The sequence below is a fragment of the Shewanella sp. YLB-07 genome (assembly GCF_009377275.1).
Genome location: NZ_VOQB01000001.1, coordinates 321,798 through 340,652, shown reverse-complemented (window position 1 = coordinate 340,652; position 18,855 = coordinate 321,798). Strand labels below are relative to the sequence as shown.

The following is an 18,855-nucleotide window of genomic DNA, read 5'->3' as shown; positions in this document are numbered from 1 at the left end:
CTTATTTAGTGTAAATCAAAAGGGATTTCACCTAAAACTTACATTTACACAGCATATAATCGATAAGTTATAGCAAATCAGTTAGCTCGGGAACCGCTTCAAACAGATCCGCTTCCAAGCCGTAATCGGCAATCTGGAAAATAGGCGCTTCAGGATCCTTGTTGATGGCGACGATCACTTTAGAGTCTTTCATCCCAGCCAGATGCTGAATTGCCCCCGAGATACCCACGGCAATATACAAGTCAGGTGCCACAATCTTACCAGTTTGACCCACTTGAAGATCGTTAGACACAAAACCTGCATCGACCGCAGCGCGTGAAGCACCGAGTGCGCCACCTAGCTTATCGGCAAGCTTTTCTAAGATAGCAAAATTCTCACCGCTACCCAGACCACGACCACCCGATACCACAACAGATGCAGCGCCAAGTTCGGGGCGCTCAGATTCTGATAGGCTCTGAGAAATAAACTGAGTCACAGAATCGAATACCTTATCTATGGCAACAACATCCGCAGCTCCATCATTAGCGACCGCATCAAACGCACTTGAACGTACGGTTAATACCTTCTTAGCATCATGGCTCTGAACCGTGGCTAATGCATTACCTGCGTATATTGGACGGACGAAGGTATCGGCACTAACGACTTCTACCACTTCAGATAACTGAGCGACATCTAAAAGCGCCGATACTCGTGGTAATGTGTCTTTACCTTGGCTAGTAGCTGCAGCCAAAATGTGTTCATAATCACCGGCAAGATCCACGATAAGCTGTGCCACATTATCGGCAAACCCGTGAGCATATTGCGCCGACTGTGCGACTAAAACATGCCTGACACCTGCAAGTTGCTTGGCGGCATCGACCACTGCGGCACATTCATGACCGGCAATCAAGACATCGATATCGCCACCAATGGCTTGACCACAAGCGACAACTTTGGCGGTGTCCAGCTTCAAGCTGGCATTATCATGTTCTGCTAATACTAAAATTGCCATTAGATCACCTTCGCTTCATTCTTTAACTTATCGGCCAGTTCTGCAACGCTAGCCACCATAATTCCAGCCTTACGCTCGGCAGGTGGAGTCACTTTTAATACTGTTTGATGCTGCTTCAGACTTACACCTAAATCATCGATAGAAAGGGTCTCTAATGGCTTACGCTTTGCCTTCATGATGTTAGGTAACTTAGCGTATCTGGGTTCATTTAAACGCAAATCAACCGTCACTACTGCTGGCAGCGAAATGGTGACACTCTGTAGGCCGCCGTCGACTTCACGTGTCACGGCAAGAGAGTCGCCCTCGACTTTAACTTCTGAAGCAAATGTCGCCTGAGGCATATTAGCCAGTGCCGACAGCATCTGTCCGGTCTGGTTATTATCACCATCGATAGTTTGCTTACCTAAGATAATCAGTTGTGCCTGCTCTTTTTCCTGAACTGCATTGAGCAGCTTAGCAATAGATAAAGGTACTAACGCCTCTTCAGTCTGGATATGAATACCACGATCGGCACCTAAAGCCATTGCCGTGCGTAGTTGCTCTTGTGCGGCTTTAGGGCCCACGGTAACAACCACAATTTCAGAAGCTACACCAGCTTCTTTTAGGCGCACGGCTTCTTCTACGGCAATCTCACAAAAAGGGTTAATCGCCATTTTCAAGTTAGCGGTATCGACATCGGTATTATCAGCATTCACTCTGACTTTAACATTGGCATCGACGACGCGCTTAACAGGCACCAATACTTTCATAGGGCTTCCTTCTTACGTCATATTTAGAGGGTTGAGTATAGGTTAACACCTACACAAAGTAGCTCCACTTTACGTGCTGTTAACGTTAACGTCAATAAGGATTCAAACGCTTGTTTGTATTTTTTTTGATACATATCATATTCTGGTGATTTTTAACCGAATAAAATAACAATAAACAGCAGATAATATGAATATAAATATATATTCATTAATTTAATTAAAATAACATTTGAAACTTGTTCTAATAATTCCTATTATTAGTCTGATATTTAATAACTCACTTAATATAATTGGACCAAATAATTATGAGCGATTTTCTTGAAATACTAACTCATGGCCGCCGTTTTAAAGCCGCAGTAAAAGAACTATCGATTGAAGACTTAAAAGAATTAGCGGTAAAACTTGATAAAGTTATCTCAGAAAGAGACTCTCAAGCAGAAGCTGAAGCAGAAGCTACGGCAGAAAGAAATGCCAAGATAGATGAAATCCGCAAACAGATGGAAGCCGTTGGCTTATCAATTGATGATCTGGGTGCATCGGCGGTAAAACCAGCACCTAAGAAGCGCGCTCCACGTCCAGCTAAATATGCTATCGACGTGAATGGCGAGGCAATCACTTGGACTGGTCAAGGCCGTATGCCGACAGTATTTAAGACTGAGCTAGATAAAGGCCGTTCTATGGATGACTTCCTAATCTAAATCACTTCTATCAAACAGAAGTAGTATATTAGACCGGCTTATGCCGGTTTTTTTATACTTTGGATTTAACACTATTGATAAAAATCATTACAATTGCCACTTGGTATTTACACTAAAATTCAGATAACCTCTGGCTAGGTTTCACTATTCATAGTTAATGTCTAAAATGCATCACAAAATAAAAATAATAACGATAATCACGACATTATTGTCAATCAGTTCATTGCAAGCGCAGGCAAATGATCAACTCACTGATAACACCCCCAAATTAACCGCTCTCACTCATGCGACCTTAATGATTGAGCCAGGTAAAAAAATAATAAATGCCAGTTTACTCATTCAAAACAATAAGATTATAGAGGTCATAAAAAATAATAAAGTGCCAGAGGATGCACTCATTATCGATCTGCATGGTTATACCATCTATCCGGGGTTTATCGACCCTTTTACCGACTACGCCATCGAATTTGAATACCCACAAGATGAAGTGCGACCTCCTATCTATGAGATAAAACGTATAGGTGGAAATGCTGAAAATGGCGCTATTCACTCTGAAAAATCTTGGTTCAATTATGTTCACCCTAATAAAAATGATGCAGAACCTTGGATCAAAAATGGATTTACCAGTGTTCAGAGCAGTAATTTAGATGGCATCTTTCGTGGACGTGGGGTGACATTATCTTTAGCTGAAAAAAGTGCCAATGAAATTATCTATCGTGCTCATTCCGGTCATTTTTTAGCATTCGATAAGGGCAGTTCCCCCCAAGATTACCCAAGCTCTTTGATGGGCAGCATAGCGCTTATTAGACAAACTTTTGCCGATGCCAATTGGTATAAAGAAAATAAAGACAAGTCATTTTCAAAATCTGAAACTCAATTGATTGAATTTAATAGTGCACTCCTGGCTATAGCCAATATTGAGAGTGAACAGATTATTTTCGATACTAGCAACCTCAACAGTCAACTCAGGGCTGCCAGCTTATTAAATGAACATGAATATAAAGCAAGTTTACTGGGTAACGGTATGGAGTACACTCGGCTAGACGAACTGAAAACTTATGGTTATGGCTTAATTCTGCCATTAAACTTCCCTGCCGCCCCCTTAGTTGGCGATGACGACAGTGAGAGAGAGATAAGCCTGGCACAGATGCGACATTGGGAGCGAGCACCGGCTAACTTGATGGCTGTTGAAGAGTCTCAGCTTCCCTTCTCACTGACTCAGCACGGCATCACAGCCGAAGACTTTTGGCCTAGACTCAAGCAGGCCGTAAAATATGGCCTGAGTGAAGCAACGGCATTAGCCGCACTCACCACCGAAGCCGCAGAAATTGTCGGCACCAGTGAATTTAGCGGTCGATTGAAGCCCGGGTTTATTGCGGATCTAGTGATCACTAAAGGTAATATCTTCGAAGATGGCGTAATTTACAGCATCTGGTTACAAGGTGATGAACACGCACTTATCGATAGGGATACTGATCTGTTGGATTCCAGCTATCAAATCCAGATAGGACAAGTCTCACTGGACCTGTCTATCTCTAACACCAATAAAGAAGATGACAAGATGTCAGGCACCTTAGCAAGCGGCGAACAAGAGTTGGTACTGTCTCAGGTGACCTATCTCAATAAGCGCTTAACCTTTAATGTCGATATGACAGAGGCTGGATTCGAGGGCATCAACCGTTTCACACTCTGGTTTGACGAACAAGGCATTCGTGGCCGCATGTCAGATAAGGATGGCGCACTCACCCCTGTAGCCGGAGTCTTGAGAGACGCCTTCGAAACGCCAAAAACTGAAGAAGATGAAACACCTGTCGAACTTATCTCTAAGTTAACCTTACCCAATATCGCCTATGGCAGAGACAGCTTAGCTAAAACAGAGAAGCTACACATAAGTAACGCCACCATCTGGACCTCTGATGAACAAGGAGTGCTTGAAAACAGCGACGTGCTCATATCGCGCGGCAAGATAGAGAAGATAGGCACAAACCTGAAAACACCTTCGGGTTATCGCCATATCGACGCCACAGGCAAGCATTTAACCGCAGGTATTATTGATGAGCACTCACATATTGCCATCAATGGCGGTACCAATGAAGGTACAGATGCCATCACCTCAGAAGTGCGCATCGGCGATATCATCAATCCCAATGATATCGCTATTTACCGCGCCTTAGCCGGCGGCGTCACCACAGCGCAGCTATTACACGGCAGTGCGAACCCTATCGGTGGTCAGGCCCAGGTGATCCAAATGCGCTGGGGCGAGAATGCCAACACGCTTAAATATACTCAGGCGCCTCCCAGCATCAAGTTTGCCCTGGGCGAAAACGTGAAACAGAGTAACTGGGGTGATAATTTCGACAGACGCTTCCCACAAAGTCGCATGGGGGTTAAATCTCTGTTCATCGAGGCATTCAACGAAGCCAGCGCCTATCAAAAATCAATTTATGATTATCGTCGCCTCAGAGGCAGTGAGAAGCGCAAACGTATCGCGCCTAAACCCAACTATCGCTTAGCCGCTATCGCCGAAGTGCTAGAGCAAAAACGGGATATCCATATTCACTCCTATGTTCAATCTGAGATCTTGATGTTCCTGCGCCTGGCAGAAGCCTATAACTTCAAGGTAAAAACCTTCACCCATGTATTGGAAGGCTATAAAGTCGCAGAAGAGATGGCTAAACACGGCGCCTCGGCCTCAACCTTCTCTGATTGGTGGGCCTATAAATTTGAGGTCTATGATGCTATTCCCCAAAACACCTGCCTGATGCAGAGCAAGGGCGTGCTCACCAGCATCAACTCAGATGACTATGAGATGCAGCGAAGATTAAATCAGGAAGCCGCCAAGTCTATGATGTATTGTGATATGTCGGCAGAAGATGCGTGGAAGATGGTCACCATCAACCCGGCGATTCAATTGGGCGTCGATCAATACATAGGCTCGATAACTAAAGGTAAGCAAGCGGATATCGTATTATGGGATCACTCGCCATTATCTGTTTACGCAAAAGTTGATGCCACCTGGATAGAAGGCAAACGCTATTTTGACCGTCAAACAGACAAGCAGTTGCAAACTGATATCGCTAAAGAAAGAGCGGCACTAATACAAAAGATACTGCTCAGTGAGTCCAAACCCAGCACGCTGCCTCCCGGAGAAGCGGTCATAGAGAGCAATGAGCCAGAATGGCACTGCGACACTCAATACGATGTTTGGCATCAAGCACACCAAATGAGAGCTGCGTTATGAAGCCTGTGACTCGAGTAACTAAAGAGCGAAATAAAGCGCTTGAACATGCACAAATACAACACATAGTGAGTAAGAAGATGTCTATGGCTGCCAAGCGAGTGCTGCTTTCTCTAGGCTTAGGCTGCATTGTCACCTTGCCCGTCCATGGCCACGATATGATCCCCGCCGAGGCACAGTCGACCGCGATATTATTTACCAATGCCAGCTTACATACCGCCGTAGATGGGGTGAAGCTAAACACAGATCTCTTAATAGAAGATGGCAAGATTATAGCCATAGGTCAAAATCTTATCGCTCCAGAAGCGATACATTTAGATATGACAGACAAGCACATCTATCCTGGGCTCATCGCCCTAGATACCAGCCTAGGCCTTGTCGAAGTTGAGATGATGCGCCCCAGTAATGACAGTTATGAAGTTGGCGAGATCAACCCCCAACTCGAAGTCATCACCGCCTTCAACCCAGATTCGGAGATCATACCTACCATACGCGTCAATGGTATTACCCATGCCCAAGTCGTGCCTCAGGGGGATAGTTTAGCCGGGCAGTCTTCTCTGGTCTCTCTCGATAGCTGGACAGTGGAAGATGCGCTAGTGCCGACTCAAGCCGCTTTTCACCTCTATTGGCCCCAATTCGGTCGTCTTTCTCAAGATAAAGAGAAACGCCAGGAGCAGATAGATAAATATAATGATCAAATCGTCGATATCTCCTTAGCTATTTCTGACGGATACCGTTACTTTCTGGCAAGTAAGGTTAATAAAATCAACAAAGTCGATTTAAGATGGCAATCCTTGCTTCCCCTCTACGAGGGAGAAGCTCAGCTATTTGTACACGCCAACACCCAAAAGCAGATAGAGGAAGCGGCATCTCTGGCCAAGCAATACCATTTCAAACTGGTTATCGTCGGTGGTTACGATGCCTGGCGCTTAGGTGAATTGCTCAACGAAATACAGGCTACAGTGATTTATACTCGCACCTTAAGCCTGCCGATGAGAAAAGATGAGCCTATTGACCTGAGCTTTAAGATCCCCGCCCTACTCAAGCAAGCCGAAATCCCCTTCGCCTTAGGCTTCTCATCGGATTGGAATAGCCGTAACTTACCACTGGCTGCGGGTCAAACCGTGGCTTATGGACTCACTCGGCAAGAAGCACTGAAAAGTGTCACCCTGAATGCCGCAAGAATCCTCGACGTAGATAATATGGGAGCGATAGCCGTAGGTTATAAAGCTAACTTGGTGGTGTCTAAAGGCGATATCTTAGATCCCATGGAAACCAAGATAGAAAAAGTCTATATCAATGGACGCGAGATAGATCTCAATAATCGTCAACAACAGCTTTATCAAAAGTATCTAAAGCGCTAGAATTCCTACTGTTAGGATCATAAAAATAAATTCCAATATCACGAATATGAGTACGTCAGTCACTCTAATAACAGGCCTGAATAATGAAGACCCTATTAATCTCTGCACTAGTTTTACTGCTTAGCGCCTGTGCCGGCGAATATAAATTTAACAGTAACCTCAATGGTGAAGCCATCGACGATTATTTCAAGGCATCGGATGTCACTGTCTATAATAATGCTACAGCACCAAAACTTCCTTATGAGATCATAGGTTTAGTTGAAGGCGAAACATGCCAGGAGCAAGCCAATGATGCGCCGGCTGCGATAAGTGAAGCACGAACTCTAGCCCGCAGAGCTGCTGCCGATAAAGGGGCTAACGGACTGGTTATCAAGAAGTGTCTGGTATTTGAAGAGCAAGGCCAGGGCTGTTTCAGCCGCGCCATCTGTGTCGGCCAGGCAATCAAAACGCCAGTAACAGACAAGCAGTAATCTGCTTAAATATTTAATCTCCACTTCAAAGTAGTCATCAATGAGTTTTAGCAGTCAAATTCAAGCTGTGGCGTACTGTCGTACGCCCTATAAACAAAAATTTGGGATCCCCAGACAACCGGGACTCGTCAACGCCGCCCGCGGTTTTGTCGAACTCCAGGCCCCCTATAATGATATCGATACAGTCAGAGGCCTGGAGCAATACTCTCATCTCTGGTTAGTATTTTGCTTCCATCAAAACCTTGCCCAGGGCTGGAAAACTACGGTTCGCCCTCCCCGCTTAGGCGGCAACGAAAAGCTGGGTGTGTTCGCTACTCGCTCCACCTTCCGGCCCAACGGCTTAGGCCAGTCAGTAGTTAAGCTACATAAAATTCACCAGCGCAGAGGCTATCTGGCTTTAGAGATCTCGGGAATGGATCTCCTAGATGGCACACCCATCATAGATATCAAACCCTATATTCCCTTCTCAGATTCGGTTCCTGATGCATTAGGCGGCATCGCCCATGAAGCGCCAAAACTGACCAAGGTAGAATTTAGTCAAGATGCTAAGCAGCAGCTAGCAAGCTATGAGGGGCTCGAGCAATACCAACACCTCGAAGAGCTCATCATAGGTGTCCTTGCCCAAGACCCGCGTCCCGCCTATAAGAAAGCTAAAGCCGACCCTAAGATCTATCAAGTCGCCCTGTACGATCTCGATATTCTTTGGCACGTTGTCGAAGCTACTCATGCTCATGCTAAAAATAACGATAGTGATAGTGAAGACACCATTGTTGTGCAAGAGATTAAGACGGGGGTCAGTGTTTAACTGACTGCATAATTGATGACACAAGACGACTATCAAGCCCAGCATAAGAAACGCATGGCCTACATGCCTTGGCTCTACTTCAATCTCAAACCCAAGTTACTGGCTTGGGCCGAGCCTTGGCAGCAGGAAGTACAAGCCAACTTGATAGCCTTAGAGACCATCAGCTTAGGTGCTAATTGTTTCATCGCCCCGGAGGCAAACCTGTTTGCCGAACCAAACCGAGGTATCACAATCGGTAATAAATGCATGATCGCCGCCGACAGCTTCCTCCACGGCCCGATAATAATGGGCAATGAAGTCGCGATAAACCATGGCTGCTCTTTCGATGGCGGCAGCGCAGGCATCACCATAGGCTCTCAGACCCGCATCGCCAATAACGTCACCATTTATGCCTTCAACCATGGTATGCATCCTGACACAGCTATCTATCGGCAAAGCTCCGAATCTCAAGGTGTGATCATAGGCAAAGATGTGTGGATAGGTGCTCAAGCCGCCATAGTCGATGGCGTCACTATAGGCGACTGCGCCGTTATAGGCATGAATGCCACCGTCACTAAAGATGTACCAGACTATGCCATCGTTGCCGGTAACCCAGCGAGGGTGATTGGGGATAGAAGGGATAAGGTGTAGGTGTGTGTTTATGTGTAGAGCAATTAAGTGACATGTCGGATTCCGTACTGATTTTCGCAGAGCGAGTATATACTACAACGGCCATTGCATTGATTTATTTTAATGTAGCTAAATTTACCTGTGCATCAAAATCATATGTGTAGGCGTTTACTTTATTGATAAGTAGAGAAAATGGACTGACTAAATGTGAAAGTAGAAATTCATGGTATTGCTTTACCATTGTTAACGTCATTTCGACATGCTCATTTATTATTACCTCGGCAATGAGAGTCACTCATTACTAATGAACAACATACATAATGCCATTGCTCAAAGTAGAAGTGCAGCGGCATTTTCGCCATCCGCAGCTTCACCTTATTCACATTCGCGCCTTTGATGGATCCATACTGAGCCGTAAAGGGAAATGTTATTGCCGAATGTCTCGTCAACGGCCTTGACCACACCAGGATGAGCAACCGTATAGTCATGACCAGATATAACCGGACAACCGGTAGAAACGGCCCAATCAATGTCCTTCCTCACGGATTCGTAGTCATGTCCTGCATCAATGAAAATCAAACTTGGTTTGAGGGTCCCATTGGCCAAATAGAAATCCGCCGCATTACCATCAAAAACCTGGGTTGAACAATGTTCTAATGCGTAACGAAGTGTGCGCATTGTAAACTGACGGTGTACCTCAGGAGGCAGAGAAAAAGGATTCCAAGTAAAATTTTCCACCGTAATAAGAATAACCCCAGTCCGCTTCATTGATGCGAGTAAATTCGTTGTGTGACCAAAAAGCGCCCCTATTTCAACAATTGGACCTTTATGCTTGCCTGATTGAACAACAGCATGTTTGATCCCCTGCTCATCATCCTCGGTGATCGAGCCCCACACCGACGTTTCGGTATTCTCGAAAAAATGTAAGTAGGATGTTAAAACAGGCTTTAGCTGTTTTCGATATTTTATGACTAAATTGAGTTCTGATAGTTTTTGCAAAACGCCCATAGTTCGTATTCTCCTGCATGTGTGAAATATACAACCTCACTTTTTCAAAACAGTGGCAAACGATTGAATAAACAGGTCACTAAATGAATCAATATCAGAGTCAGCACCCAATCTATTTTGTAGGGTATCAAGAGCAAAATTTATACTCAGATTTTCCATCCCTAAGAGATATTCTAGTCCATCTAGAATTTTTCTTGATCCATGTCATTTGAGATTGAATCAGAAACAAAGAGATCTTAGCTAAATGGTGAATTAAATGCGGGACTGCTGACCCAATAAATAAATCGGTTAGTTGGAATCAGACATGTTTGAAAGTATCAGCTTGCTTGTAAATACTGACTGCATTGAGATGCTTTAACTAAGCAACTTGATGCCATCAATGATCTCTCCCTTAACAAACTTCGGTGTCAGTTTAACTATCCGCGCTTCTACCCAAGCTCGCCGATGGTCATAGCCTTTACCTGTATATTTGTCACCTCCACAGAGATGGACGTGGCGGACAATGTGGCTACAACAGTGATATTAAGGTGTGTCTTCGAGGCTTATTTCAGTACTCCGGGGACCGGCCATAATAGCCTCCTAATTAAGCTTTTTATTAATATTTAGTAAGAAATTAAAATAACCCATAAATTATGACCGCCCGGATTTACACCTATATAAAACATTTAATATTTATTTAAAATAAACATTTACAAATTGTATTTTTAATGATCCCCACAATAGATATTTTCATTTTATTGATCGATACGACATTTATTGTATAAAGATCTCTGTAGTTTATTGTGATTGTCAGTTGTAACTTACGCTAAAATAAATTTCACTATAGGAAATGTAATGGCAAACAAGTTATCATTCAAAGTAAAAATACTCTCTACCCTAGTACTCATATTTATAACTACCATTTTCACTTCATTCTTAAGTGCTAACTACTATGTCAGTAGCTATATTTTAGAAAACGAAGAGAGGAATATTAATGTTCTGATGGGGTTAGTAGATGCTCAGACAACCGAAAATTTTAACAGTTGGATACTCTTGACCGAGAGCCTAAGCTTAGAAGGTAACCCTCTGATTAAAACTACAAAAAACAGCGAATCCGCTTCGATAATCAGAATAATTAACAATGAAGTGACTAGTGATAAAGGGCCAATTCCCGATGTAAGGCAAGCTAAGAAGGTTAGAGAGCAGTTAACTCAAGCTACAGGTACAGAGTTAAGTAATATCTTCTACCAGAATAAAACACCGTTATTAAGTATTACCATCCCAAAGGGGCTGGGTAACGGTAATATATTCTATATAGACCTAACAAAAACACCTATCACAAGTAAGCCTTAATGGGCAATACATTAAAATTAGCGATCCTCTCAACCAGATTTTACATTCCAATAAGGTCGATGGCGAGTTAACCCCATTTGTCCACAATCTGAATATTGGCAATAAAACCTGGACGCTCACAGCCTTTCTAGATAACGAGCGTATAGTAAATAATACAAATAGCTTAAGTAGAATATTACACTAGCCTTATTTATTGTCTCTATTATTACTTTTCCTGTCAGTTTCTTTATTATTTACGGCACATTTAAACACCTCAGTTCATTGCGTGATATTATTGTTGGCCTCTCCAGAGGCGATGCAGACTTAACTCGCCGTCTTGATGTATACAGTCAAGATGATCTCGGCAAGATTGCAGGAGGGATCAATAGTTTCATCGAAAATTTACAGAAAATAATGCTGGATGTGTCTCAGTCCAATCAAGGGATACAGCTCGAGATTAATGAGCTAACAGAATAAAACTGATTCAAATAAGGCCCTATTGAATGCACACACTAGAGACTGAGAAAGTCGTTACCGCCATCAATGAGATGAGCGCAACAGCAGAGTCTGTAGCACAAAACGGCGCAAGGGCTGCTGAATTTACTCAATCGACTAGCGATGAGGCTGAGCGTTAAAAAATCGTTGTTCAAGAGGCGACCGACAGCTTATCTAAACTGGCTCAGCAGGTCGACGGCATGACGCAATCGATTGGAACCATGAGCCAAGACTTTGAAAAAATAGATGCCGTACTCAGAGTTATCGATGAAATTGCCGAGCAGACCAACTTATTGGCACTCAATGCTGCGATTGAAGCGGCAAGAGCTGGTGAGCAGGGGCGAGGCTTTGCGGTAGTTGCTGGTAAAGTCAGGGCGTTAGCCGCTCGTACTCAGCAGAGTACCTCAGAGGTTGATAGGATGCTGAGCGATTTACGTTCAGCTACGAGAGTAGTGGTCTCCTCGATGGATTCCACCCAAAAAAGCTGTAGCAAAACAGTAGACACCACCTCACGGGTAATGAGCTCCCTTGAAAATATGACCTCCTCAATCACTAGAATCAATGACCTAACTACAGAGATCGCATTTTCAGCAAAAGAGCAGAGTCTGATAACGGAAGATGTAAATATCAATATGATTGAAATTCACGAGATGATCCGCCAACTGAGTAGTAATGCTGTTGATACGGTCAAAAGCACACAGAGATTAATACAGGCTAATGTGCAGCTAAACGACGTTGTTGGAGGCTTCAAACTCAGCTAGAGACAAAATAGCCAGAAGCTAAACCAGAAAATGAAATAGCCCTTCATTCCAAGGGCCAATAAACTTGGTGACATCATATTCTCAGATGATAAAATGTCGGCCTATTTATTTCTGAACTGGATATCGGTAATGCGCGTAAGCAAGTACCTGCTTTCAACACAAAAAGAGACCCCTGCAGATGCAGAGGTGGTCAGTCATCAATTAATGTTACGTGCGGGCATGGTCCGCCGTAATGCTTCGGGTCTATACAGCTGGTTACCGACAGGACTTCGCGTTCTGCGTAAGGTAGAGGCTATCGTCCGTGAAGAGATGAACAAGGCAGGTGCAGTAGAGATCTTAATGCCTATGGTTCAACCGGCAGACCTTTGGGTTGAGACGGGTCGTTGGGAGAAGTTCGGTCCCGAACTGCTGCGTTTCCAAGATCGTCACAACCGCGACTTCGTATTGGGTCCGACCCACGAAGAGGTCATCACCGACATCATACGTAAAGAGATCAACTCCTATAAGCAGCTGCCTCTGACCTTGTATCAGATCCAGACCAAATTCCGTGATGAGGTTCGTCCTCGCTTCGGTGTGATGCGTTCTCGTGAATTCCTGATGAAAGATGCTTACTCTTTCCATCTGGATCAAGAGTCTATGGATGTCACCTATGACGCCATGTTCCAGGCTTATAACAACATATTCGAGCGTATGGGCCTGTCTTTTCGCCCGGTTTTAGCTGACACTGGCTCTATCGGTGGCAGCATGTCCCATGAGTTCCACGTCCTGGCCGATAGCGGTGAAGACTTGATCGCCTACTCGACCGAGAGCGATTACGCCGCAAACATCGAGAAAGCCGAAGCGCCGATGCCTACGGGTACCCGTGGAGCAGCAACCCAAGAGATGACTCTGGTCGATACGCCTAATGCTAAGACCATAGCCGAACTCGTCGAACAACACGATATCGCCATCGAGAACACAGTGAAGACCTTGATCGTTAAGGGCGCAACTGAAGAAGTACCTTTAGTCGCTATTGTGGTTCGTGGCGACCATGAGCTCAACGAAGTTAAGGCTGAAAAAATTGAAGCCGTACTGGCTCCATTTGAATTTGCCGATGAAGCCGATATTCGTAAGGCGATTGGTGCAGGACCTGGTTCTATCGGCCCAGTCGGCCTGAACATCCCTGTGTATATCGATCACAGCGTTAATGTGATGAGTGATTTTGGCGCCGGCGCTAACCAGGACGACAAGCACTATTTCGGTATCAACTGGGAGCGCGATCTGCCTCAGGCAGAAGTAGCCGATCTACGTAATATCATCGAAGGTGAGCCGAGTCCTTGTGGTCAAGGCACTATCGCCCTACTTCGCGGTATCGAAGTCGGTCATATCTTCCAGCTAGGGACTAACTACTCTGAATCTATGCATGCCAATGTACTGGATCAAAATGGTAAGTCTAAGACTCTTCTTATGGGTTGTTATGGTGTGGGCGTGAGCCGTATCGTGGCTGCTGCGATTGAGCAGAACCATGACGATCGCGGCATCATCTGGCCAAAAGCCATTGCGCCGTTCACCGTAGGTATCTTACCGATGAACATGCATAAGTCTCATCGCGTTAAAGATATTGCCGAGCAGCTGTATCAAGATCTGAATGATGCAGGCATCGAAGTCCTATTTGACGATCGTAAAGAGCGTCCGGGCGTGATGTTTGCCGACATGGAACTTGTGGGTCTGCCACATGTTGTCGTTATCGGCGATCGCAATATCGATAATGGCGTGTTCGAGTATAAGAACCGTCGCACCGGTGAGAAGCAGGAGATCCCATTCGATCAACTGCTCGACTTCCTTAAGTCTGCCGAGTAATCGCCAACAATTAAGCCGCTAGCTTAGCTGGTGTTGACACCAGACGCGCACTCCATCGGAGTGCGCGTTTTTTTATGGAATCTTTGTAGAAAGCTGCCGAACAATTTTAATCCATTAATCTGCTTGATTTTCTTCCACATTAGAGGCTTTAATTAAACCAGAGACTTGTGAATGGAGAAGGCTTTGCCAGAAAAAACAGCGATTGTGCTCGGCGGCGGCGGTGCAAGGGCCGCATATCAGGTGGGTGTACTCAAGGCCATCGTGCAATTTTACCCACGAAATCACGGTATTCCCTTCAAAATAATCTGCGGCACCTCAGCCGGGGCCATCAATGGTACCTCTATCGCCACTCATGCTTCCTGCTTTCATCTAGGGGTGCGTAAACTCGAATGGGTATGGCGTAACTTTCGAACCGAGAAGATATATAAGTCTTCGGCCAGGGGAATACTCGGGCACTTATGTAAGATGTTACTCATGAGCTTGCAAGATGACAGGATCAACACCAATGCCGGCAGCCTGTTTAACAGCGATCCCCTACGCGACATGCTCAATCAGCTTATCAACTTCATTCGTATCGACAGAAATATCGCCAGTGGTGCTCTCAACGCTTTGAGCATCGATGTCTCCTGCTATAACACATCGAGATCGGTCACCTTCTTCCAGGGCAGTCATGATATTACTGACTGGCATAGGGACAGGCGCAGCGGCCAACGCACTCAGCTCAACACAGACCATCTACTCGCCAGTTCGGCCATCCCGCTAATCTTCCCCTCAATTAAGCTCAATCAGGGCTATTACGGCGATGGCTCAGTGCATCAACTCGCCCCCTTGAGCAGTCCGATTCATCTTGGGGCCAAGAAAATTTTGGTGATAAATTTAGAGAGCCCCCACAAGCAGCAGCCCCAAGAGCTAGCCCACCACCCTAAGACGGCGACCATTACCGGTCATCTGCTCGATACCATCTTCTCCGATACCTTAAATAGCGATCTGGAACGTCTGGAGCGGATCAATGCCACGCTAGAATTAATCCCTAAGGAGAAGAGAGAGTCGCTGCCTCTGACAAAGATAGAAACCTTAGTCATCAAGCCCAGTGAAGACTTGAGTCAGCTGGCATCTTATTACTATCAGGAGATGCCGACGGCAGTAAAAGCTATGCTCAGACCTATCGGCATAAAACAAGATACCGACTCGAGTATCGTGTCCTACCTGTTATTCGAGCAGGCCTACTGCAGTGCCCTTATTGACTTAGGTTATCAGGATGCCATGTGTCAGATAGATGAGCTTCGTGATTTCTTCATGATAACTAAATAGAGAGCTAAATCGCGATAAGCGAGTCACAGGAGCTAGTCGCTAAAGGCTCTTCGTTAGGCTGAGGGCTTTTTATCAAACTGAAGGTTCCTATAAACTCTTGATGACGCTAAAGACTCTTAACGATGCAGAAGGCTCTCAATTCTCTTTTCGATGGCTTTAGCTGCCGTGCCTCCCCAGAGTCGATACACTTTTGCGCTGGGATGAAAGCCATCACTGGCCATATCCGATGCTATCGGCATAAGGGGGATAATGACCAGCTCACACTCACTTTCAAGCTCGATAAGCGACACTAGTTTACGGTTAAACTCCGACGCTCTCAGTCCCAGAAACCATCTTAATGGCTGGGGTAAGGCAGGGAAACAGTGCATAGGCGGGACGGCTGTCATCAAGATATGTTTGGCGGAAAATTTTGATTTAAGCAGTTTAATTAACCGTACCTGCTGAGCTATCCAATGACTCTCCCCTATCGGACTCAAGAGATCGTTGACTCCAAGCGAGACCAATACCACATCGATATCAGGTGCGCTCCTTTTGTCTAACCAATTGTCATCAAGCACCTTGGCTGGCAAGCTGCCCACTGATAAGGAGTCGGTTTGAAAAGGGCGCCCTTGTAACGTCTCGATAAGATCTGCCGTCGTATTACCTGATTTCGCCACCAGAGACCAATCCACGCAATACTTCTGTGCCAGTTCCCGGGTCAAACAGCCACTGAGGGCATCATCTTGAGTCTCTACACCAACACCTGCCGCAGCAGAATCTCCAACGACCAGTAGACTCAGAGGTCTACCCTCACCTAAGCGGCCACTGCGCCCTCCTGTGGCTTCAGCCAATATGGGTATATTCTTACGCACTAGCCTTCCCTGTATAAGTAACAAGGGTCCAAGTATCAAAAACACGAAATAATAGAACATGGCTTCTCCTTGCCTGGCAGGATGTAAACCTCAGGATATAAACCTTAGGGGGTCTGTTTATCTTTCGGGCTGAAAATTAAACAGACCCTATTAGCCTAGTCTAAATTTTTGCGATAAGTGAATCTCCTATACCCAAACGACCTCGAAATACAGGATTCAGCATGTCGAGAAGTGACAGAGTTTAAGGCATGAAATAGTAGTACTAGTTATACTAATTCAATATTTCATAACGTAGAAAAATGTTGCTTATCGCCTTGCCCTACGGGAGTTCCCGTAGAATACCTGCATTGCGTTAGTGATATTGAAAAGGGAGTAACCATTCTCTTAATCACTGCCTTGTCCAGCTATCCTACGGGAGCTCTGAAACGAGAATTTTGAAGTGGCTTGGGTATATATATACCGATCGACGAGTCTCTCTAGTATGTCTAAAGGGACAGCACCATTTTTCAACACCACATCGTGAAAGTCTCGTAAATTAAACTTATCACCCAAAGCCAGCTTAGCTTTTTCACGCAGAGATAAGATCTTCATCATGCCGACCTTGTAAGAAGTTGCCTGACCTGGCATAACAATATAACGCTCAATCTCAGACACCACATCGCTATCAGCCATACCGGTATTGAGCTTCATATACTCTATGGCCTCTTCTCTGGTCCAACGTTTATGGTGTATACCTGTATCCACCACCAGACGCACCCCGCGAAATAGCTCGGCTTGCAGCCTGCCAATATTATCGAAAGGATCGTCCTGAAAACCCAGCTCCCAAGCCACCTGCTCAGAGTAGAGTGCCCAACCTTCCGAGTAAGCGGTAAAGGGAGCCATCTTGCGAATAAACGGCATATTCTCCAACTCCATCGCTACCGCGACTTGAAAATGATGCCCGGGTATTGCTTCATGATAGGCAAGAGTTCGCATACTGTATTTTGGCGTTGCCTTAATATCATAGAGGTTGGCGAAGAAACGGCCGGGACGACTACCATCGAGCGCCGGCTGTTGATAATAAGCACCAGGAGCCGTTTTCTCTTTAAACTTTGGGATACGTACGACTTCCATGCCCGCTTGTGGGCGAATTCTAAATGCATCATCCAGCCCCATATTTATCTCATCGAGGATTTTTTGATAATCCAATAAGATCTGCTCGCGACCTTCATCGCTGTCTTCATAATAAAACTTAGGATCTGCTGCCATAGTTTCAATCGCAGCAAAGAAGCCATCATCGACCCCATAACCTTCAGATTCTAAGATAGCTAATATCTCAGACTGAAGTCGAGCAACCTCTGAGAGGCCCATTGTGTGAATCTCATCCGGGGTATAATCTGTGGTGGTAAAGAATTTGAGTGATAGCCGGTAAGCAGACTCGCCATCGGGGAGGTGCCAGATCCCGTCATCGGTTCCCGCCTTAGCCTCAAGCTCAGAAAAATAATCGATAAATAGTGCATAAGCTGGGTGAACATAGTCTCGAATACGTTCCTGCGCCGCCAATAAGATACGTGCCTGCTCTTGAATAGGGATATCCCCCACTTCGGCTAACTTGCTCTGCAATGACGTGTAGAGAATATTTTCTTTGATAGGTGTGTCGACAAACCCGTTCATCTCAGTCAGTACACGTTCGATAACGAAACGTGGGGGGATGATCCCCTTCTGTTCTCTGATCCTTAATCCCTGTAGGTTTTGCTCAAATTTCACTTTCACCTTTTGCAGGCGAGACAGGTAATGCTCGGCATCCTCAATTGAATTAACCTGATGCTGAGACTCCATAAAGCTAGGATAGCCATTTTGAATACCGAAAAGCTGATTCACCGGATAGTTATGATAACGGAAGGCTTTCGCATCATCAGAAAAACTCAGCAAATATAGGGCTATCTCCTTAGTCAGCAGCTCATTCTCATCGAGAGAGGCATCATCATATGTCAGCAAGATCCGCTGAATGCCCTCGAGTTGAGCAAAGAGCTCATCGGCCTTCTCTGGTCTATCATCATCCAGCTCTGCGTTATGACCATTGATACCTACGGACTCGAGGAAGCCTAAGGATGTTAAGGTTTCCGGACTCTCGAATGCTATTTTTATCAAGGTGCGATCTAAGAAGGCTCGAAACATGACAGGTTTCTTAGCGAACCATTCATGGGCCGCAAAAGCACTGGCTGATACCAAGATAATGAGCAGGACTAGCCCAGAATATTTGAGGAGTTTTTTGAACATGACATTCCCTGTTGTCTGATTATTGCCGACAACAGGGTATCATTAGAGCTAAAAAATTAACAAGTTAGTAACTGTAACACTAAATTATGCCCTATG

The 18,855-nt window shown here is 45.1% G+C and carries 17 protein-coding genes; 12 read left to right on the top strand and 5 right to left on the bottom strand.

The window, feature by feature from the left end; translation table 11 throughout:
- Window positions 1–67 precede the first annotated feature (67 nt).
- Both FS373_RS01355 and FS373_RS01350 read right to left on the bottom strand, forming a co-directional pair.
- Window positions 68–991: an electron transfer flavoprotein subunit alpha/FixB family protein gene (locus FS373_RS01355; RefSeq protein ID WP_144047445.1), complete on the bottom strand. Its 924-nt coding sequence runs from the start codon at window positions 989–991 to the stop codon at window positions 68–70.
- On the bottom strand, window positions 991–1,740 hold the full coding sequence (locus FS373_RS01350) for an electron transfer flavoprotein subunit beta/FixA family protein (protein ID WP_144047446.1): 750 nt from the start codon (window positions 1,738–1,740) through the stop codon (window positions 991–993). Before FS373_RS01350 ends, FS373_RS01355 begins: the two co-directional genes overlap by 1 nt.
- Window positions 1,741–2,045: 305 nt before the next feature.
- On the opposite strand from FS373_RS01350, the gene FS373_RS01345 reads away from it, so the two are divergent.
- The 6 genes from FS373_RS01345 (at window position 2,046) to FS373_RS01320 (ending at window position 8,945) form a co-directional block, all read left to right on the top strand.
- Window positions 2,046–2,438, top strand: a complete 393-nt coding sequence (locus tag FS373_RS01345; RefSeq protein WP_144047447.1) for an H-NS family nucleoid-associated regulatory protein — start codon at window positions 2,046–2,048, stop codon at window positions 2,436–2,438.
- Between the two features lie 166 nt (window positions 2,439–2,604).
- The gene (locus FS373_RS01340; RefSeq protein ID WP_152828886.1) at window positions 2,605–5,679 is read left to right on the top strand and encodes an amidohydrolase family protein; all 3,075 of its coding nucleotides are present in this window, start codon (window positions 2,605–2,607) and stop codon (window positions 5,677–5,679) included.
- Window positions 5,680–5,762: 83 nt separating this feature from the next.
- Window positions 5,763–7,040, top strand: coding sequence for an amidohydrolase family protein (locus FS373_RS01335; protein ID WP_416221749.1), 1,278 nt, complete (start codon window positions 5,763–5,765; stop codon window positions 7,038–7,040).
- An 83-nt stretch (window positions 7,041–7,123) separates the two neighbouring features.
- Window positions 7,124–7,510, top strand: coding sequence for an Rcs stress response system protein RcsF (gene rcsF / locus FS373_RS01330; RefSeq protein ID WP_144047449.1), 387 nt, complete (start codon window positions 7,124–7,126; stop codon window positions 7,508–7,510).
- A 40-nt stretch (window positions 7,511–7,550) separates the two neighbouring features.
- Window positions 7,551–8,315: a tRNA (N6-threonylcarbamoyladenosine(37)-N6)-methyltransferase TrmO gene (tsaA, locus tag FS373_RS01325; protein WP_144047450.1), complete on the top strand. Its 765-nt coding sequence runs from the start codon at window positions 7,551–7,553 to the stop codon at window positions 8,313–8,315.
- Between the two features lie 15 nt (window positions 8,316–8,330).
- Entirely contained in the window at window positions 8,331–8,945 is a 615-nt protein-coding gene (locus FS373_RS01320; protein ID WP_144047451.1) for an acyltransferase, read from the top strand.
- A gap of 354 nt (window positions 8,946–9,299) precedes the next feature.
- Here the strand turns inward: FS373_RS01320 and FS373_RS01310 are convergent, their stop codons facing one another.
- Entirely contained in the window at window positions 9,300–9,932 is a 633-nt protein-coding gene (locus FS373_RS01310) for a class I SAM-dependent methyltransferase (protein ID WP_152828885.1), read from the bottom strand.
- A gap of 834 nt (window positions 9,933–10,766) precedes the next feature.
- Here FS373_RS01310 and FS373_RS31795 point away from each other — a divergent pair.
- From FS373_RS31795 to FS373_RS01290, 6 genes are all read left to right on the top strand, one after another.
- The gene (locus tag FS373_RS31795) at window positions 10,767–11,264 is read left to right on the top strand and encodes a hypothetical protein (RefSeq protein WP_227992501.1); all 498 of its coding nucleotides are present in this window, start codon (window positions 10,767–10,769) and stop codon (window positions 11,262–11,264) included.
- 261 nt (window positions 11,265–11,525) lie between these two features.
- Window positions 11,526–11,720, top strand: coding sequence for a HAMP domain-containing protein (locus FS373_RS31790; RefSeq protein ID WP_221937433.1), 195 nt, complete (start codon window positions 11,526–11,528; stop codon window positions 11,718–11,720).
- Window positions 11,721–11,746: 26 nt separating this feature from the next.
- Entirely contained in the window at window positions 11,747–11,878 is a 132-nt protein-coding gene (locus FS373_RS32395; RefSeq protein WP_265575318.1) for a hypothetical protein, read from the top strand.
- Between the two features lie 60 nt (window positions 11,879–11,938).
- Window positions 11,939–12,499 carry a methyl-accepting chemotaxis protein gene (locus FS373_RS31785; protein ID WP_229380948.1) on the top strand — a complete coding sequence of 187 codons (561 nt, stop codon included), beginning with the start codon at window positions 11,939–11,941 and terminating at the stop codon, window positions 12,497–12,499.
- Window positions 12,500–12,628: 129 nt separating this feature from the next.
- Window positions 12,629–14,338 (top strand): proline--tRNA ligase, encoded by a 1,710-nt coding sequence (locus tag FS373_RS01295; RefSeq protein WP_152828884.1) that lies wholly within the window; start codon window positions 12,629–12,631, stop codon window positions 14,336–14,338.
- 183 nt (window positions 14,339–14,521) lie between these two features.
- On the top strand, window positions 14,522–15,649 hold the full coding sequence (locus tag FS373_RS01290) for a patatin-like phospholipase family protein (RefSeq protein ID WP_144047458.1): 1,128 nt from the start codon (window positions 14,522–14,524) through the stop codon (window positions 15,647–15,649).
- Window positions 15,650–15,765: 116 nt separating this feature from the next.
- On the opposite strand, the gene FS373_RS01285 is transcribed toward FS373_RS01290, so the two are convergent.
- Window positions 15,766–16,500, bottom strand: coding sequence for an SGNH/GDSL hydrolase family protein (locus tag FS373_RS01285; RefSeq protein ID WP_229380949.1), 735 nt, complete (start codon window positions 16,498–16,500; stop codon window positions 15,766–15,768).
- 384 nt (window positions 16,501–16,884) lie between these two features.
- The gene (locus FS373_RS01280; RefSeq protein ID WP_144047460.1) at window positions 16,885–18,759 is read right to left on the bottom strand and encodes a DUF885 domain-containing protein; all 1,875 of its coding nucleotides are present in this window, start codon (window positions 18,757–18,759) and stop codon (window positions 16,885–16,887) included.
- Window positions 18,760–18,855 lie beyond the last annotated feature (96 nt).

Excerpts from the sequence above, each read along its gene's own strand:
- FS373_RS01295 (WP_152828884.1), top strand. The coding sequence starts at position 12,629 with ATGCGCGTAAGCAAGTACCTGCTTTCAACACAAAAAGAGACCCCTGCA.
- FS373_RS01320 (WP_144047451.1), top strand. The coding sequence starts at position 8,331 with ATGACACAAGACGACTATCAAGCCCAGCATAAGAAACGCATGGCCTAC.
- FS373_RS01335 (WP_416221749.1), top strand. The coding sequence starts at position 5,763 with ATGGCTGCCAAGCGAGTGCTGCTTTCTCTAGGCTTAGGCTGCATTGTC.
- tsaA (WP_144047450.1), top strand. The coding sequence starts at position 7,551 with ATGAGTTTTAGCAGTCAAATTCAAGCTGTGGCGTACTGTCGTACGCCC.
- FS373_RS01310 (WP_152828885.1), bottom strand. The coding sequence starts at position 9,932 with ATGGGCGTTTTGCAAAAACTATCAGAACTCAATTTAGTCATAAAATAT.
- FS373_RS01355 (WP_144047445.1), bottom strand. The coding sequence starts at position 991 with ATGGCAATTTTAGTATTAGCAGAACATGATAATGCCAGCTTGAAGCTG.
- FS373_RS01350 (WP_144047446.1), bottom strand. The coding sequence starts at position 1,740 with ATGAAAGTATTGGTGCCTGTTAAGCGCGTCGTCGATGCCAATGTTAAA.
- FS373_RS01280 (WP_144047460.1), bottom strand. The coding sequence starts at position 18,759 with ATGTTCAAAAAACTCCTCAAATATTCTGGGCTAGTCCTGCTCATTATC.
- rcsF (WP_144047449.1), top strand. The coding sequence starts at position 7,124 with ATGAAGACCCTATTAATCTCTGCACTAGTTTTACTGCTTAGCGCCTGT.
- FS373_RS31785 (WP_229380948.1), top strand. The coding sequence starts at position 11,939 with ATGACGCAATCGATTGGAACCATGAGCCAAGACTTTGAAAAAATAGAT.
- FS373_RS32395 (WP_265575318.1), top strand. The coding sequence starts at position 11,747 with ATGCACACACTAGAGACTGAGAAAGTCGTTACCGCCATCAATGAGATG.
- FS373_RS31795 (WP_227992501.1), top strand. The coding sequence starts at position 10,767 with ATGGCAAACAAGTTATCATTCAAAGTAAAAATACTCTCTACCCTAGTA.
- FS373_RS01340 (WP_152828886.1), top strand. The coding sequence starts at position 2,605 with ATGCATCACAAAATAAAAATAATAACGATAATCACGACATTATTGTCA.
- FS373_RS01345 (WP_144047447.1), top strand. The coding sequence starts at position 2,046 with ATGAGCGATTTTCTTGAAATACTAACTCATGGCCGCCGTTTTAAAGCC.